This window comes from Kitasatospora sp. NPDC052896 (genome assembly GCF_044547075.1).
GTDB lineage: Bacteria > Actinomycetota > Actinomycetes > Streptomycetales > Streptomycetaceae > Kitasatospora.
Genome location: NZ_JBITZU010000002.1, coordinates 247,558 through 264,348 on the forward strand (window position 1 = coordinate 247,558; position 16,791 = coordinate 264,348).

Annotated in this window: 8 protein-coding genes and 1 pseudogene; 2 read left to right on the forward strand and 7 right to left on the reverse strand. The window is 75.4% G+C overall.

Features of this window, described 5'->3' with window-relative positions:
* Window positions 1–78: 78 nt before the first annotated feature.
* From ACIGXM_RS07245 to ACIGXM_RS07255, 3 genes and pseudogenes are all read right to left on the reverse strand, one after another.
* Window positions 79–2,868: an FtsX-like permease family protein gene (locus tag ACIGXM_RS07245; RefSeq protein ID WP_396557766.1), complete on the reverse strand. Its 2,790-nt coding sequence runs from the start codon at window positions 2,866–2,868 to the stop codon at window positions 79–81.
* Window positions 2,865–3,575: pseudogene (locus tag ACIGXM_RS07250) on the reverse strand (ABC transporter ATP-binding protein). The gene ACIGXM_RS07245 and the pseudogene ACIGXM_RS07250 overlap by 4 nt, the downstream one beginning before the upstream one ends.
* 108 nt (window positions 3,576–3,683) lie before the next feature.
* On the reverse strand, window positions 3,684–4,295 hold the full coding sequence (locus ACIGXM_RS07255; protein ID WP_396557768.1) for a PadR family transcriptional regulator: 612 nt from the start codon (window positions 4,293–4,295) through the stop codon (window positions 3,684–3,686).
* Between the two features lie 70 nt (window positions 4,296–4,365).
* Between ACIGXM_RS07255 and ACIGXM_RS07260 the strand changes: the two genes are divergently transcribed.
* Window positions 4,366–5,343, forward strand: coding sequence for an endonuclease/exonuclease/phosphatase family protein (locus tag ACIGXM_RS07260; protein ID WP_396557770.1), 978 nt, complete (start codon window positions 4,366–4,368; stop codon window positions 5,341–5,343).
* 7 nt (window positions 5,344–5,350) lie between these two features.
* Here the strand turns inward: ACIGXM_RS07260 and ACIGXM_RS07265 are convergent, their stop codons facing one another.
* The 4 genes from ACIGXM_RS07265 to ACIGXM_RS07280 form a co-directional block, all read right to left on the reverse strand.
* Entirely contained in the window at window positions 5,351–6,538 is a 1,188-nt protein-coding gene (locus ACIGXM_RS07265; protein ID WP_396557772.1) for a PP2C family protein-serine/threonine phosphatase, read from the reverse strand.
* Between the two features lie 202 nt (window positions 6,539–6,740).
* A complete protein-coding gene (locus ACIGXM_RS07270) occupies window positions 6,741–9,932 on the reverse strand; it encodes an ATP-dependent DNA helicase (RefSeq protein ID WP_396557774.1) in 3,192 nt (1,063 codons plus the stop codon).
* Between the two features lie 57 nt (window positions 9,933–9,989).
* Window positions 9,990–13,376: an ATP-dependent helicase gene (locus ACIGXM_RS07275; protein ID WP_396557776.1), complete on the reverse strand. Its 3,387-nt coding sequence runs from the start codon at window positions 13,374–13,376 to the stop codon at window positions 9,990–9,992.
* Between the two features lie 185 nt (window positions 13,377–13,561).
* Window positions 13,562–13,912 (reverse strand): MGMT family protein, encoded by a 351-nt coding sequence (locus ACIGXM_RS07280; protein ID WP_396557778.1) that lies wholly within the window; start codon window positions 13,910–13,912, stop codon window positions 13,562–13,564.
* Window positions 13,913–14,055: 143 nt separating this feature from the next.
* On the opposite strand from ACIGXM_RS07280, the gene ACIGXM_RS07285 reads away from it, so the two are divergent.
* Entirely contained in the window at window positions 14,056–16,749 is a 2,694-nt protein-coding gene (locus ACIGXM_RS07285) for a lysylphosphatidylglycerol synthase domain-containing protein (RefSeq protein ID WP_396557780.1), read from the forward strand.
* Window positions 16,750–16,791 lie beyond the last annotated feature (42 nt).

Below are 16,791 nucleotides of genomic sequence, written 5' to 3' on the forward strand. Positions count from 1 at the left end.
ACTTTAGTTCGCCGGTACGGCCGAACGCCGCCCCCGTCCGTGGCTCGGACCGGGGCGGCGCTGTAACCTCCGTCACGCTCAGCCGGTGCGGCGCAGCAGCGCGATCCGCGAGCGGGTCAGCAGGGCGGCCAGCAGCACGGCCAGCAACGGAACCGCCAGCAGGGTGACGGCGAGGTCGCTCCACGGGACGGCGATCACCACGTGGGCCGGCGGCGAGCCGGGGAAGCCGTTGCCCATCCCCTCCACCTTGCGCAGCGCCACCGCCGGCACGATCCCGCAGACCGTGCCGAGCACCGCGCCCATCGCGGCGATCACCCCGCACTGGAACCCGGAGAGCGTGCGCCGGATCCCCGGCGCGGCGCCGACCGCCGCCAGCGTGGTCAGGTCCTGCTGCGAGTCGGCCGAGGCCAGCCCGGTGGCGATGCCGGCCGCGCCGAGCGCGACCAGCGCGGCGAACCCGGTCAGCCCGAGCATGATCAGGCCGCTCTGCGGCTGGAAGCCGCGCTCGATCCGGAAGCTGTAGATGCTCCCGGTGGCCTTGCTGACCGCGGCGTTCGCCCGCTGCTCGGCGCTGCCGGACGGGGTGGTCGCGGGCAGCCAGACCGAACCCTGGTCGGTGCTGGTGAGGCCGAGCACGCTGACCGTCTGCGGCGTCAGGTAGGCCTGCGCGGCCGGGTTGTCGACCTTGACGGCCACCGCGTCCACCGTGACGTCGTGGTGCGGCGGCGGTCCGTCGGAGCTGGAGGTGTTCGGCGGGTAGGGCTCGCTGAGCCGCAGGACGACCTTGCCGTTCTCCACCAGGTCCGGGTCGAAGACCACCACCTTGCCCTGCGCGGCGGCCTTCTCGACGGCGTCGTCGTGCAGCGCGAACAGGTTGTGCAGCACCTCCGGGCCGCCGCTGACCAGCGCGCCGAACCAGCCGCTGTAGTTCCGGCCGCAGCGCGGGTCCGAGGCGTACCGCTCGCGGTCCGTGGGGCTGGGGCCGGCCAGGCCGTCCAGCGGGCAGCGCCGGTCGACCGGGGCCAACACCGACACGTCGCCGCAGCTCCCGTCGGTCCGGCAGTCGCCGTGGTACCGCACCATGCCGATGTCCGCCCGGGTGCCGAGGTCGGCGATCGACTGGGCGACCGCGTCGCGCTCGGCCGGCAGCAGGCTGGGCCCGTGGCCCGGGGAGTAGGCGGCGGTCAGGGTGACCGCGCCGCGCGGGGCCGACGGCGTGTACTCCTCGCGCTGCTCCTGCTGGCTGCTGGCGGAGTAGATGCCGACCGCCACCGAGCCGGCCACCGCCGCCATCACCGCGGCCACCGCGGGCGCGGTCCGCCCCCGGTGGCGGACGGAGTCGCGCAGCGCCAGCCGCGGTCCGAGCGGCAGCCAGCGACCCAGCCTGCCGAACAGGCCGACCACCATCGGGGTGCAGGCCACCATGCCCAGCTCGGCGATCATGGAGCCGCCCAGCACGACCGTGCTGCGGCTGCCGAGCCCGCCGGTGGCGCCGTACAGCGCCAGCGCCGCCCCGCCGGCCAGCATCAGCAGGCCGAGCGCGGCGAGCTTCCTGGACGGCGGCTTGACCCCGCCACGACCGGTCAGCGCGGCCACCACGTCCTGTCGGGCCGCCTGCACCGCCGGCACCACGGCCGCCAGCAGCCCGGTGACCAGGCCGAGCCCGGCGATCCCGATCAGGTCCAGCGGCTGGAGCCCGAGGTGGCCGAACCGCCGGCCGGCGTACTCCTCGGTCCACGGCCGGGTGACCACCACCAGCACGACGGCCAGCACCACCCCGACCACGGCGCCGGCCAGTCCCAGCACCACGCCGCCGCCGAGCACCACGGCCCGGATCTGCCCGCGGTCCCCGCCGCCCGCGGCGAGCAGCCCGAGCTGGCGCCGGGAGCGCCGAGCGCCGACCGCGAAGGCCGGGCCGGCCAGCAGCACGATCTCCAGCAGCGCCATCCCGGCGACGGTCGCCATGATGACCACGTGGGTCCGGTTCAGGTAGTCGCCACCCTGGGAGTCGTCCTGGGAGTAGTACGGCACCGCGGAGCGCGGCGGCGGGTCGAGCAGCACGCTGCGCGAGGCCACCGTGAAGCCGTACTCGTTGAACTCCTGGACCTTGGCCCAGTCCACCGTCGCGCCGGTGGGCAGCTGGACCAGCCAGGAGTTCGGGCCGCTCTGGTTCTGCTCGTCCAGCGCGGCCAGCTGGCCGGGGCGCGCGACCAGGCCGACGGTCTTGAGCTGGTTCGGGTCCTCGACCACGCCGGTGATGGTGAACGGCCGGTTGTCCAGGCCGCGCAGCGTGGTGCTGCCACCGATCTCCAGTTTCGACTGGTCGAGGAACTGCCGGGTGACGGCGACCTCGTGGTCGGCGGTCGGCGCCCGGCCCTGGACGATGTCGAGCTTGCCGCGCCAGACCGGGTTGCCGAGATCCGCCTCACCGGTCTCGGTGCGCAGCAGGCCGTCGACGGAACTGGCCAGGCCCATCGCGTTGTAGCCCTCCACCGGCGTCAGCACCGAGCCGGCCGGCAGCAGTTGGCCGGCCAGCGTCGCCGGGTCGGTGGCGAGGCTGCGCCGCTGCTCCGGGGTGGGCTGCTGGCCGGCGGTCGGCTGCCGCTGGTCGGTGCCGTCGCCCGGGTCGGGCGCCTGGAGCACGATCGAGCCGGGGCTCTGCAGCTGGACCAGGGCGTCCGCCCGGCCCATCAGGCGGTCGGCCCGTTCGGCCGGGGTCAGGACGGAGCTGCGGTAGACCACGTCGGCGCCGGCCACGCCGAGCACCGGGAGCGCGACCATGGCGAGGACCAGGGCGCTGCGGCCCTTGGCGCGCAGCGCGTCGCGGCGGGCGATCCGCAGGGCGACGCGCCAGGAGGCGAGGCTCACTCGGTCACCGGCCCGTTCAGGCTGTTGGTGGCCGCCGTGAGCAGCAGGGTCTCGGCGCTCTGCCGGCCCGTCTCGTCGACCATCCGGCCGTCCCGCAGGAAGACCACCCGGTCCGCCCAGGCGGCGTGCCGGGCCTCGTGGGTCACCATCATGGCGGCGGCGCCGGCGTCGCAGCGGGCCCGCAGGACGGCCAGCACGGTCTCGCCGGTGGTGGAGTCCAGCGCGCCGGTGGGCTCGTCGGCGAGCACCAGGCGGCGGTCGCCGATCAGGGCGCGGGCGATCGCCACCCGCTGCTGCTGGCCCCCGGACATGTCGTCGGGGAACCGGTCGGCCAGCTCGGGGATCCCGACCTCCTCCAGCGCGGCCAACGCCTCCCGGCGGGCGGACCGGGCGGACCGGCCGTCCAGCTCGCGGGGCAGCGCGATGTTCTCGGCCGCGGTGAGCGCCGGGATCAGGTTGTAGTCCTGGAAGACGTAGCCGATCGAGCGGCGGCGGACCTAGGCGAGCCGCTTGCGCGAGAGGTCGCCGAGCGACTCGCCCTCGACCAGGACCTGGCCGGTGGTCGGGCTGTCCAGCCCGCCGGCCAGGGTGAGCAGCGTGGACTTGCCGGATCCGGAAGGGCCCATCACGGCGACGAACTCGCCGGGGCGGACGTCCAGGTCGATGCCGCGCAGGGCGTGCACCTCGGCGGCGCCCTGCCCGTGCACCCGGGTGACCCCGGAGAGGCTGAGCACCGGTCGGGTGCCGGCGGGTGGCTGGTTCTCGGTCAAGACAATCCCCCAGCAGTTGCGTGTCTCAGAATGTCGGACGGGCCGTCAGGCCCGGGTGCGGCGGCCACGGGCCGGCGCGGTGGCAGCGGGACCGGGCTCGGCGACGGGCCGTTCCCGGTAGTTGGCGAGCCGGGTCTCGCAGTGGTCCAGCCAGCGGACCTCGGCCTCGGTCTGGAAGATCAGCTGATCGAGTACCAGCAGCCAGGCCAGGTCGGAGCGGCCGTCCGCGGCGGAGCCGGCGGGCTCGCCGGCCAGCGCCCGGGCCTTCAACCGGGTGTAGTCCTGCAGCGCCTTGACGCTGTGCCTGCGCTGCGCCTGGACGACGGCGTGCACGTCCACCCCCGGGACGGTCACCGCCATCGCGAGCTTGATCGCCAGTTCGTCCCGCGGCGGGCTGGTCCGCGGCACCGGGGTCTCGAACCAGTCGCGCAGTTCCGCGCGTCCCTTCTCGGTGACCGCGTAGAAGAGGTGTCCCTCCTCGTCCTCGCCGTCCGGGACGACCAGGCCGTCGCGCTCCAGGCGACCGAGCGTGGTGTAGACCTGCCCGACGTTGAGCGGCCAGGTGGCCCCGGTGCGGGCCTCGAATTCGGTACGCAGCTGATAGCCGTAGCGCGGTCCCTGGTCGAGCAGGGCGAGCAGGCCGTGACGGATGGACATACCAAGTATGTATACCCGGTATGTGGTCGCGGCTCAAGCTCGTCACTACCCGGGAGTACCGTCGTCGTCTGTGAGCCCTCTGCGCATCGCGACCTTCAACCTGCTGCACGGTCAGCCGCTGGCCGCCGACGGCAGCCCGCTGCCCTACCCGGACGAGGCGGGCGACCCCCTGCACGAGGCGATCGCCGCGCTGGACGCCGACGTGCTGGCGCTCCAGGAGGTGGACCGCTACCAGCAGCGCTCGGGCCTGACCGACCAGAGCGCGGTCGCCGCCAAGGCGATGGGGGCCGCCGACTGGCGGTTCGCCGCCGCGCTGCACGGCCGGCCGGCGCCGGTGGCCGGCTGGCTGCGCGACCCGTCGGTGACCGGGCTCCAGGTCTACGGCCCGGACGAGCTGGGCAGTGCCGCCGACCGGCCCGCGTACGGCACCGCGCTGCTCAGCCGGCTCCCGGTGCGGCACTGGCGGGCCCGGCGGTTCGCCCCGGCACCGTTCGGGCTGCCGCTGCGGGTGGCCGGCCGGCGCGGCCTCACCCCCGTGCCGGACGAGCCGCGGGCCGCGCTGGCCGCGGTGCTCGAGGGCGGGAGCGGGCCGTTCACCGTGGTCGCCACGCACCTGTCCTTCGTGCCGGGCTGGAACATGGCGCAGCTGGCCGGGATCCGCCGGTGGATCGCCGACCTGCCCCGGCCCTACCTGGTGCTCGGCGACTTCAACCTGGTCGGCGCGGTGCCGCGGACGGTGCTCGGCGGCGCGGCGGCGCTGGACCGCGGACCGGCCGCGCGCAGGGTCCGCGAGCTGCGCGCGGCGCGACGGGCCCGGACCGGCGCGGCCCTCGGCGGGCCGCGCCGCCGCCGGGCGCGTGAGCCGCGCCCGCAGCTCCAGGGCTGGCACGACCTGGCACGCACCCCGACCTACCCCTCGCACCGCCCGGCCGTGCAGTTCGACCACGTGCTCGCGGTCGGCGTGCCGCGCACCGCGGTCGGCGGCACCGCGGTGCCCCGGGTCGGCGTCTCGGACCACCGCCCACTGGTGGTCGAGGTCGAGCTCTGACCCCCCGTCACTGGCGGGCCAGTCGGCCGCCCTGGTGGGGCAGGCGCGGGCCGTCCGGCAGCGGCTCGTACTGCAGCAGCAGCATCGCCGCGTCGTCGCCGAGCGGTCGCCCGACGTGCCGGACCACGTCGGCGTGCAGCCGACCCAGCACCTCCTCCGGGTCTCCCGCCGCGCACTCGGGCAGCCGCTCGACCAGCGGGTAGAACCGGCCGGCCCGGTCCCGCGCCTCGATCACACCGTCGGTGAAGAGCAGCACCCGGTCGCCGGGCCGCAGCGGCACCCGGAGCACCGGCGGCGCGACCTGGTCCGGGTCCAGCACGCCCAACGGGGGAACCGCTTCGGCGAGTTCCAGCGCCCGCACCCCACCCTCGCCGCCGATCAGCAGCGGGGCCGGATGGCCGCAGTTGACGATCTCCGCACCGCCGTCCGGGCCCACCCCGATCAGCACCAGGGTGACGAACTCCTCCTCGACGCCGGGGTGATCGTGCTCGTGCAGCGCGCGGTCCAGGCTGACGGCCAGCCAGCCGGCCACCCGCTCCAGCGCGGCCTCCTGGTGCGCGGCCTCGCGGAACGCGCCGAGCACGGCCGCCGCGGTCTCCACCGCGCCCAGGCCCTTGCCCCGCACGTCGCCGACCACCGCGCGCACCCCGTGCCGGGTGTTGACCACCTCGTAGAGGTCGCCGCCGATCCGGGCGTGCGCCGCGGCCGCCGCGTAGTGCACGGCCGTCCGGAGGCTGCCGACCCGGTCCGGCACCGAGCGCAGCAGCACCCGGCGGGCGATCTCGGCCACCAGCTGGGCGTCCGCCAGCGCCTGCTCCTGACGGACCCGCAGCGTCGCGCTGACCCAGCTGATCGCTGTGACCAGGGCGATCGCGAAGACCGTGGCGCTGTGCACGGACTGCCCGAGCACGTCGTTGTAGGTCGCCATCGCGAACGCGGCGACCTCCGACAGCAGGCCGATCAGGATCGGGTACCAGACCCGGCGGCTGACGATCGCCGCGAGGGCCGGTATCGCGGTGAGGGCCGGTTCGACCGTCACCGCCGTGTTGCTGAAGTAGTCCAGACACATCACCAGTGCCATGCCGATGAACGGCAGGGCCAGGGCGGTCCGCGGCCAGGTCCCCGTCGGGCGGACGGTGGCCGGACCCCGGGTCGGACCGGCAAGCCGGTCTCGGAACCATCCGGTCGCGCTCAACTTCGGTTTCTCCAGCGGAAGGCGCCGAGCGCTCCCCGAACGAGGAGCACCTGCGGCGATGACTGAGGGTGAGGATCGGGGGCCCGTCCGGTGGCCGGAAAAACGCGGATGACCGGTTAACGACCCCACAATAGGCGCGAAACGTGCAGTGCACACAGGTTTCGCGCGACTCCGTGACGACTTGAATGCTCTCTGTGACCTATTAATCACTCTTCCCGACCAGAAGCGTTTCCAACGTGTTCCGGTCAGGAAGTCCGACCGGTCTGTGGATCCGGCCGCTGCGGATGAAACAGAAGGCGGCGGTGACCTGCTCCAGCGGAACCCCCTGCTGCTCGGCCCAGGCGACCCGGTAGATCGCCAACTGCAGCGGGTCGGCGGTCTCCTGGCGACCCGTCTTCCAGTCCACCAGCTCGTAACGGACAGTCGCCGGTGACCCTGAGTCATCGTCACGCTCGCGGTACACCGCGTCGATCCGGCCGCGCACCACCCGGCCACCGAGCAGCAACTGGACCGGCGCCTCGACCCGGTAGGGAGTGCGCCCGGCGTACGGGCCGCGCAGGAAGGCCTCCTTGAGCTGCGCCAGGTCGTGCTCGTCGGCGATGTCCACCTCCTCGGCCCCCGGCAGGGCGTCCGGCTCGAACAGCGCCAGCGGCGTGAACCGGGACTGGATCCAGGCGTGCAGGCGGACCCCGCGGCGGGCCTCCGGACGCGGCGGGCGGGGCAGCGGGCGGGCCAGCTCGTGCGCGAAGCCGTCCGGATCGGCGGCCAGCCGCATCAGTTGGGAGGCCGACAGCGAGGCCGGCACCGGGACCTCCCGGACGGTCCGCCGCGAGCGCTCCAACTCACCCAGCAGCGCGGTCAGATCACGGTCCCAGGAGTCGACCTGGCGCTGCTCCTCGGGCGCCAGCCGCTCCGGCTCGGGGGGCGGCTCGCCGGCCAGCCGACGGGAGACCACCTCGGCCACCCGGCGCCGGGTCAGCTGGGCGGCCGGATCCAGCGGCAGCGGCCACCGCGTCTCCATCGCCTGCTCCAGGGCCGGGTTGACGGCCCCCTCCAGCGGCGGCCCGGCCCAGTGCTCGACCTCGCCGCACCCCGGCCGCTCGGCGTGCGCGCGCAGCTCCTCCAGGAAGTCGGAGGGGCCGCGCACGGTCTTCTGGCTCGGGCCCCACCAGTGGCCGGAGGCCAGCAGCAGCGAGCGCGGGCGCGTGAACGCGACGTAGCCCAGGCGCAGCTCCTCGGTGGCGGTCTGCTCCTGGAGCGCCTCCCGGAAGGCGCCCAGGCCCTTGCCCGTCCAGCCCGGGACGGCGGGCAGGGTCGCCGCGTCCCCGCGCAGCTCGTGCGGCAGCACGTGCCGCCGGCTGGTCCAGCGCTCCCTGGTCCGGCTGGACGGGAAGGCGCCGCGGACCAGGCCGGGCACCGCGACCACGTCCCACTCCAGGCCCTTGGACTTGTGCGCGGTGAGCACCTTCACGGTGTCCTCGCCGCCCGGCAGGCTGCTGTCCAGGCCGCTGTCGTACTCCTGGGCGGCCCGCAGGAAGGCCAGGAAGGCGGCCAGCCCGGGATCGCCGTCCAGATCGGCGAAGCCCGCCGCGACGTCCAGGAAGCCGTGCAGCGTCTCGCGCCGGCGGGCGGCCAGCGCCTGCGGCGAGGCGGACAGCTCGACCTCCAGGCCGGTGACCGCGAGCACCCGGTGCAGCACGTCCATCAGCGGCTCGGCCAGCGAGCGGCGCAGCTCGCGGATCTCCCGGGCGCAGCGCGCGAAGCGGACCCGGGCCTCCGGCGAGAACGGCAGCTCGTCCGGCTGGGCGGCGTCCAGGAAGGTCTCCAGCGCGTCGGAGAGCGAGACCACCTCGGTCGGGTCGGTCTCCGCGACGGCGGCGGCGAGGGGATCGGTGTCGTCCGGGCGGGCGGTGCGGACCAGCTCGGCGGCCCGCCGACCGAGCAGCGCCAGGTCGCGCGGGCCGATCCGCCAGCGCGGGCCGATCAGCAACCGGACCAGCGCGGCGTTGGCGGTCGGATCCTGCAGCACCTCGCAGACCGCGACCAGGTCGGCCACCTCGGGCAGCTGCAGCAGGCCGCCCAGGCCGACCACCTCGACCGGGACCTCCCGGGCCACCAGCGCGGCGTGCAGGTCGGGGAAGGCCGCGCCGCCGCGGCAGAGCACCGCGATCCGGCCGGGCGCGGTACCGGTGCGCACCAGGTGGGCGATCGAGTCGGCCAGCCAGCCGACCTCCTCGGCGTGGGTGGGCAGCAGCGCGACCCGGGCGAAGCCGTCCAGCTCGGCGCCGGGCGCCGGGCGCAGCGCCTCGACGCCCTCGTGCCGGGCCCGCAGCGGCGCGGCGAGCCGGTTGGCGAAAGCCAGCAGCCGGCCGCCGCTGCGCCGGTTCTCGCTCAGCGAGAGGCGGGCGGCCGCGGTGCCGTCGGCGCGCGGGAAGTGCTCGGGGAAGTCGTCCAGGTTGGCCACCGAGGCGCCGCGCCAGCCGTAGATCGCCTGGCACGGGTCGCCGACCGCGGTGACCGGGTGGCCGCCGGTGCCGAACAGGCCGGACAGCAGCAGGCGTTGGGCGACCGAGGTGTCCTGGTACTCGTCGAGCAGCACCACCTTGTACTGGGCGCGCAGCAGCCGGCCCACCTCGGGACGCTCGATCGCCAGCCGGGCGCAGGCGGCTATCTGGTCGCCGAAGTCCATCAGGCCGGCGGCGGACTTGCGGCGGCGGTACTCCTCGACCAGCCGCAGCAGCTCCTGCCGGCCGCGGGCGGCCTCGGGGACGGCGCGCAGCTCGGCGTTGGAGAGCTTGGCGGTCGCCAGCTCGTCCAGCAGCCGCTGGTCGAAGGCGCGCAGGAGCTCCGGCTCGACCAGGTGCTCGGCCAGCTCGCCGTCCAGCGCGGTCAGCTCCGCGACCAGGGTGCTGAAGGTGTCCCTGAGGTGCGGGAACGGGCCGCGGGCCGAGCGCAGCACGCGGGCCGCCAGCTGGAACCGGGTGGCGTCGGCGAGCAGCCGGACGTCCGGCTCGATGCCGATCCGCAGGCCGTGCTCCTTGAGCAGCCGGCCGGCGAAGGCGTGGTAGGTGGCGATCTCCGGCTCTCCCCCGGCCTCCGGCTGGGAGGACTCCCACGGGGCCCCGACCCGGGCCAGCGCGGTGCGGACCCGCTCGGCCAGCTCGGCGGCGGCCTTGTTGGTGAAGGTCAGGCCGAGCACCTCCTCGGGCCGGACCGCGCCCGAGCCGACCAGCCAGACCACCCGGGCCGCCATCACCGTGGTCTTGCCGGAGCCCGCCCCGGCGACGATCACGGCAGGCTCCAGCGGGGCGCCGATGGCCAGCATCTGCTCCCGGTTGAAGGGGATGCCGAGCAGCTCCTTGAGCTGGTCGGGGTGGTCGAGCACGGGGGTCACGCCGACCACGGTAACCGGACGCTCGGACAGGCCGGCCGGCCGCTCGGGGTGCCCGGCCTACTCGACCAGCTGGCGGCCGTCCCGCTGGGCCGAGCAGCTGCGGCGGAACGAGCAGCGGGCACAGCCGGTGCCGGCGGTCGGGGTGAACCGCTCGGCGAGCACCCGGCCCGCCGCGTCGGCCAGCAGGTTCTCGATCCACGGCTCGCCGTCCGGCGGGGCCTGCTGCTGGACCTTCGGGGCGTCCAGGTCCTTGCGGTCCTCGATCCGCAGCTGCACCAGCTCGGCCCCGCCGAGCGGCGGGCGGGGGTTCACCAGCCCGTCCAGCGCACCCTCGCGGACCGCCAGCTGGTAGACCGCCAGCTGCCTGTGCTCGGGCAGCGACTTGTCGGTGGGCGGCTGCTTGCCGGTCTTGAAGTCGACCACGTAGGCACGGCCGACCGCGTCCTGCTCGACCCGGTCCATCACGCCGCGGATCCGCACCGCCACCCCGCCCACCGGCAGGGTCAGGTCGAAGCCGTGCTCGGTGGCCAGCGTGGTCCGGCCGCGCTCCAGCACGTGCCAGTGCAGGAAGCGCTCCAGGGCGGCCCGGGCCTGCCCCTTCTCCTGGTCCGACTTCCACGGTGCGTCGAAGGCGAGCGCGTCCCAGACCGTGTCCAGCCGCTCCATCAGCACGGCCAGGTCGGCCGGGGTGCGGCCGGAGCCCACCTCGTCGGCCAGCGCGTGCAGCACGTTGCCGAAGCCCTGGGCGCCGGAGCTGGCCGGCTGCGCCTTGACCTCCTTGGTCAGGAACCACTGCAGCGCGCAGGAGTCCAGCTGCTCCAGACCGCTGCCGGAGAGCTGGACCGGCTGGTCCGGCTCGCGCAGCGGGACCGGGTTGCTGGTCGGGTCGGCCATGCCCCACCAACTCTCCGGACGGGCCGCCGGCACCAGCGGGACGCCCGTCTCGTCGGTGGCGGCGGCCAGCCGGGCCAGCCGTTCGGCGGCGGTGCGGCGCAGCTCCGGCGAGCGGGTCGGGTCGACGGTGACCGCGCGCAGCTCGGCGACCAGCGCGGGCACCGAGAGCGGGCGGCGGGGGCGGTGCGTGACGTCCTCGACGGTGACCGCGGGGGTCCGGCGCAGCACCTTGCCGGTCCGCGGGTCGAGCTCCTCGCGGTAGAGCTCGCGCAGGAAGCGGGAGGGCTCGTCGCCGTCGTCGGCTGGCGCCTTGACGGCGGTGACGATCAGCCGCTCCTTGGCCCGGGTGGCGGCGACGTAGAAGAGCCGGCGCTCCTCGGCCAGCAGCGCGCCGGGGGTGAGCGGCTCGGCCAGGCCGTCCCGGCCGATCCGGTCGGCCTCCAGCAGCGAGCCGCGGCGGCGCAGGTCCGGCCAGAGGCCCTCCTGGACGCCGGCCACCACGACCACCCGCCACTCCAGGCCCTTCGACCGGTGCGCGGTCATCAGCCGGACCGCCTCGGCGCGGGTGGTGCGGGTGGTGAGGGTGTCGGCGGCGATGTCCTGGGCCGCCAGCTCGGCCAGCAGGTCCAGCGCGCCGCGGTGGCCGGTGATCCGGTCCTCGGCGCGGGCCGCGGTCTCGAACAGGGCGCAGACGGCGTCCAAGTCGCGGTCGGCGTTGCGCCCTGCCGCACCACCGCGCAGTGCGGCGCGCTCCAGCCGCTCGCGCCAGCGCGGGCTACCGTCCCAGAGCTCCCAGAGCGCCTCCTCGCCGGTGCCGCCGCGCAGCAGGTCCCGGACCTTGCGCAGCAGGGTGCCCAGCTCACGGGCCCGCCGGGCGGGCGCGGAGTCCAGCGTGAGCAGGCGCTCGGGCTCGGCGAGCGCCTCCCGGATGAGCTCCTCCGCCGAGCGCACGACCCGTGATCCGCGCCCTGGCTCCGCGTCATCCGCCCGCAGGGCCGCCGGCAGGCCTGCCTGCGGTTCCTCGGCTCGCAGCGCGGCGCGCTCCTCCTCGCGCAGCGCGCGACCGAGCCGGCGCAGGTCGGCGCCGTCCAGGCCGCCGAGCGGGCCGGTGAGCAGGGTCTGCGCCACCTCGGCGGTCAGCGGCTCGGCCGCGGCCTGAGCGGCGGAAGTCGACCCCGCCGACTTCCCGGCCAGCGTGGCCCGCTCCAGCGCCGCACCCTCCGCGCACACCCGCAGCGCCAGCAGCAGCTGCTGCACCGCGGGCTCCTCGCGCAGCGGCAGGTCGTCGCCGTCGATCTCCAGCGGCACGCCGGCCGCGCTGAGCGCCCGCCGCACCCCGGGTATCGCCCGCGCGCCGGCCCGCACCAGCACCGCCATCTCCCCCCACGGGACCCCGTCCTCCAGGTGGGCCCGGCGCAGCAGGTCGGCGACGCTGTCCAGCTCGGCCCCCGGCGTCGGGAAGGTGTAGACCTCGACCCGGCCCTCACCGGCCGCCCCGGGCAACAGCGCCCGGTGCTCGGCCAGCTTCTCGGCCGGCAGCCGGCCCATCGGCAGCCGCCGGGCCAGCTCGCGCGAGGCGGCCAGCAGCCGGGCGCCCGAGCGCCGGGACACCCGCAGCACCTTCACCTCGGCCGGCCGGCCGTCGCGCCGGCGGAACTGCCGCGGGAAGTCCAGGATCCCGTTGACGTCGGCGCCGCGGAAGGCGTAGATCGACTGGTCCGGGTCGCCCACCGCCACCAGGTCGCGCCCGTCGCCCGCCAGCTGCCGCAGCAGCCGCACCTGCGCCGGGTCGGTGTCCTGGTACTCGTCGACGAAGACCACGTCGTACCGCTCGCGCAACCGCGCCCCGACCTCCGGACGCTCGGCGAGCAGCACCGCGCGGTGCACCAGCTCCGCGTAGTCCAGCACCCCGCGCAGATCCAGCACGTCCAGGTAGTCGGCCAGGAAGTGCGCCGCCGCCGCCCAGTCCGGCCGCCGCACGCCGGCCGCGAAGCGGGCCAGCTCGGCCTCCCCCAGCCCGAGCTCCCGGCTGCGCGCCAGCACCGCGCGGACCTCGTCGGCGAAGCCGCGGGTGGTCAGACAGGCCCGCAGGTCCAGCGGCCACTCGATCCTCCCCCAGCCCCCGGCCGCCGCGTCCTCGGCGTCGCCGGCCAGCAGCTCGCGGACCATCACGTCCTGCTCCGGCCCGGAGAGCAGCCGCAGCGGCTCGGCGAACCGCTCCGGCTCCTGGTGGGCCCGCAGCAGGGCGTAGCAGTAGGAGTGGAAGGTGGTGGTCTGCGGCGCGCGGCCGAGCCGGACGGCCATCCGGTCACGCAGCTCCATCGCCGCCTTGCGGCTGAAGGTCAGCACCAGGATCCGCTCCGGATCGGTGCCCCGCTCGATCCGCCGGGCCACCGACTCCACCAGCGTGGTGGTCTTGCCGGTGCCCGGCCCGGCCAGGACCAGCAGCGGCCCCCCGGCGTGCTCGGCCACGGCCCGCTGGTACGGGTCCAGCACGGGCGGGGCGGGCGGGGTGAGCGGGCTGCGCACCAGACGGTAGGGGGAGCTCACGGTGTCCTGGGCCGGTCCTTCGCGGAGGGAGTGCGGGAAAAAGTACGGGAAAGCGCGGGGAAGCGCGGGAGAGCGCGGCCTCCGAGCCTACGAGACCGCGGGAGCGACCGGCGCGCGCCCGGACGAATGCGCCGGTCAGGGCCCTGGTCGCGGACGCGGAGGCGCAGGATGGAGCTGTGTCCGAACTACCGTCCGTCCCAGCGCGCCCGCCGCAGGTCGAGCCGCGGCGCGCTCTCGGCCGCCCGGCCGGCGGTCCGCAGCGGCGTGCCCTCGGCGCGGTACTCGGCCAGCGCCCGGTGCTCGTGGCCGGGCAGCAGGGCGCCGTCCGCGCGCACCACCCGCCACCACGGCACCGCGCCACCGTAGAGCGCCATCACCCGGCCGACCTGCCGTGGCCCGCCCTGCTCCAGGTACTCGGCGACGTCCCCGTACGTCATCACCCGCCCCGGCGGGATACGGTCGACCAGGTCGAGCACCAGCTCGGCGAAGGCGGTGGGGCCCGCGGCCGGGCCGTCATCCGTGCTGTTGTCCGTCATCCGGGCATTCTTCCCCATCCTGGGGAGGCGCCGGTTCCCCCGGGAGGAATTTGTCGTGCCCGGTTCGGCCCCTGTCCAGCGGGCGGCGGCTCGGCATGCCACCATCTTCGAGGCGGTGAGTGGTGATACGAGGACAAGACCAGATGACCGGGACGGTTGACGTGGCGCACGGCGAGGGCTCCGACGAGTCCGGCGCCGAGGTACCCGCCTCCGAGCGCCCGGTCGTCTCGCTGGTCAAGCGGCCCCGACCACCGGTGCCGCACCCGGCCACGCCCTCCGCCGCCGCGGAGCCCCGACCCGAGCCCGCGGCCCAGCCCGCGCCCGAGCCCCGGCCGGAGCCGCGGCCCGAGCCGTCGGTGGACGCGGACCACCTGGCGATCGACGAGCCGCTGCTGGCCGCTCGCGCGCACCGCCCGTCCGACCTGATCCGCTTCCTGGCCGGAGTGTTCGGCATCGCCGCGCTCTTCGTGATCGCCGGCATCGCCACCTCCACCACCAGCGGCATCGAGCTGGACATCAAGACCAACGCCGCGTACATCCCGGCCTGGCTGAGCACCGTCGGCAGCCTGGTCTCCAGCGTGGCGGTGCTGGCCGTCCCGGTCGCCTTCGCGGTCGAACGGCTGATCAAGCGCGACGGCCTGCGGGTGGCCGACGGCGTGCTCGCCTCGGTCCTCGCGTACGGCGTGTCGCTGGCCGTCGACTGGTGGGTGGCCGAGGGCGCCTCGCCGGCCGTCCGCTCCGCGCTGACCAGGCTCGCCAACAACAGCGCCGGCCCGCTGACCGACCCGGTGCACGGCTACCTGGCGCCGGTGATCGCCTACATGACCGCGGTCGGCATGGTCAGCCGACCGCGCTGGCGGGTGGCGTTGTGGACGGTGGTGGTGCTCAGCGGCGCCACCGAGCTGATCAGCGGCTACACCACCGTGCTGTCACTGCTGCTCACCGTGCTGATCGGCTGGTCGGTGGCGTACGGAACGCTCTACGCGATCGGCTCGCCGAACATCCGCCCGACCGGCCAGCACCTGATGCTCGGCCTGCGCCGGGTCGGCTTCACCCCGGCCGACGCCCACCGCGCCCCGGACGCCCCCGGCGGCACCCGCCGCTACTACGTCAACCAGCAGAACGGCCCACCGCTCGACGTCCACATCATCGACCGCGAGCAGCAGGCCTCCGGCTTCTTCTACCGCCTCTGGCGCCGGCTGCGGCTGCGCTCGGTGGCGGTCCGGCGCAGCCCGCAGTCACTGCGCCAGGCGCTCGAACAGGAAGCGCTGATCGCCTACGCGGCGGCCGCCGCCGGAGCTCAGGCACCGCAACTGGTGGCCACCTCCGAGCTGGGCCCGGACGCCGCGATCCTGGTGTACGAGAAGGTCGAGGGCCACGCCCTCGACGAGCTGACCGACGAGCAGATCACCGACGACGTGATGGTCTCGTTCTGGGAGTCGGTCGCCGCCCTGCACCAGCGCCGGATCGCCCACCGGCGGCTGACCGGCGAGTCGCTGCTGGTGGTGGACGACCGGCTGGGCGCCCTGGTCAACCTCTCCGGCGGGGACATCGCGGCCGGCGAGCTGACCCTGCGGATCGACGTCGCCCAGCTGCTCACCACCTTCGCGCTGCGGGTCGGCCCGCAGCGGGCGGTGGCGGTCGCCAACCGGGTGCTCGGCCCGGAGCGGGTCGCCGCCTCGCTGCCGCTGCTGCAGCCGGTCGGCATGAGCCGGCAGACCCGCGCCGACCTGGACCGGCTCGCCAAGGAGCGCAAGGCCGCCGCGCAGGCGCTGGCGCTGGAGCAGGTGGCGGCCGGCGTACGGACCCGCGAGCAGGCCGAGGAGGACATCGCCGCCGCCGGCGAGGACCTGCTCAGCCGGATCCGCCAGGAGATCCTGGCGGTCGTCCCCGAGGCACCGCTGGCCCCCGTCAAGCTGGAGCGGCTGAAGCCGAAGAGCCTGATCATGCTGATCGCGCTGGCCTTCGCCGCCTACCTGGCGGTGACCACCATCCAGCCGGGCCAGCTGAAGCTCTCGCACATGAACTGGGCCTGGACCGCGGTCGCCGCAGCCGCCGCCGCGGCCAGCTACGGCGCGGCGGCGATGAGCCTGACCGGGTTCGTGCCGGAGCGGCTGCCGTTCCGGCGGACGGTCGCCGCCCAGCTGGCCGGCTCGTTCGTCAAGCTGGTGGCGCCCGCCGCGATCGGCGGCATCGCGCTGAACACCCGCTACCTGCAGAAGGCCGGCGTCCGGCCCGGCCAGGCGGTGGCCAGCGTCGGCGCCTCGCAGCTGGCCGGGCTCGGCGGCCACCTGCTGCTGCTCTTCGCCTTCGGCCTGGTCACCGGCACCCAGGGCAACGGGGACCTGGGCAGCCAGCGGGCGGTGATCATCGGGGTGCTGACCGCCGCGGTGCTCGCCCTGGTGGTGGCCGCGGTCTCGCCGCTGCGCCGGTTCGTGGTGACCCGGCTGCGCTCGCTCTTCTTCGGCGTGGTGCCGCGGATGCTCGACCTGATGCAGACGCCCAGCAAGCTGATCACCGGCTTCGGCGGCATCGTGCTGCTGACCCTGGCGTTCACCGCCTGCCTGGACGCCTCGGTGCACGCCTTCGGCGGCTCGATGAGCTACGCGGCGATCGCGGTGATCTTCCTGACCGCCAACGCGGCCGGGTCGGCGGTGCCCACCCCGGGCGGCATCGGCCCGGTCGAGCTGGCCCTGATCACCGCGCTGGGCCTGGGGGGCCTGCCGGCGGCCACCGCGACCTCGGCGGTCTTCCTGTTCCGGGCGCTCACCTTCTGGCTCCCGGTGCTGCCCGGCTGGCTCGCCTACACCTACCTGCAGCGCAAGGACGCGCTGTGAGCACGACGGCGGGCCGGCCCCCGGGGGGACCGGCCCGCCGTA

Excerpts from the sequence above, each read along its gene's own strand:
- ACIGXM_RS07255 (WP_396557768.1), bottom strand. The coding sequence starts at position 4,295 with ATGTCCATCCGTCACGGCCTGCTCGCCCTGCTCGACCAGGGACCGCGC.
- ACIGXM_RS07280 (WP_396557778.1), bottom strand. The coding sequence starts at position 13,912 with ATGACGGACAACAGCACGGATGACGGCCCGGCCGCGGGCCCCACCGCC.
- ACIGXM_RS07285 (WP_396557780.1), top strand. The coding sequence starts at position 14,056 with ATGACCGGGACGGTTGACGTGGCGCACGGCGAGGGCTCCGACGAGTCC.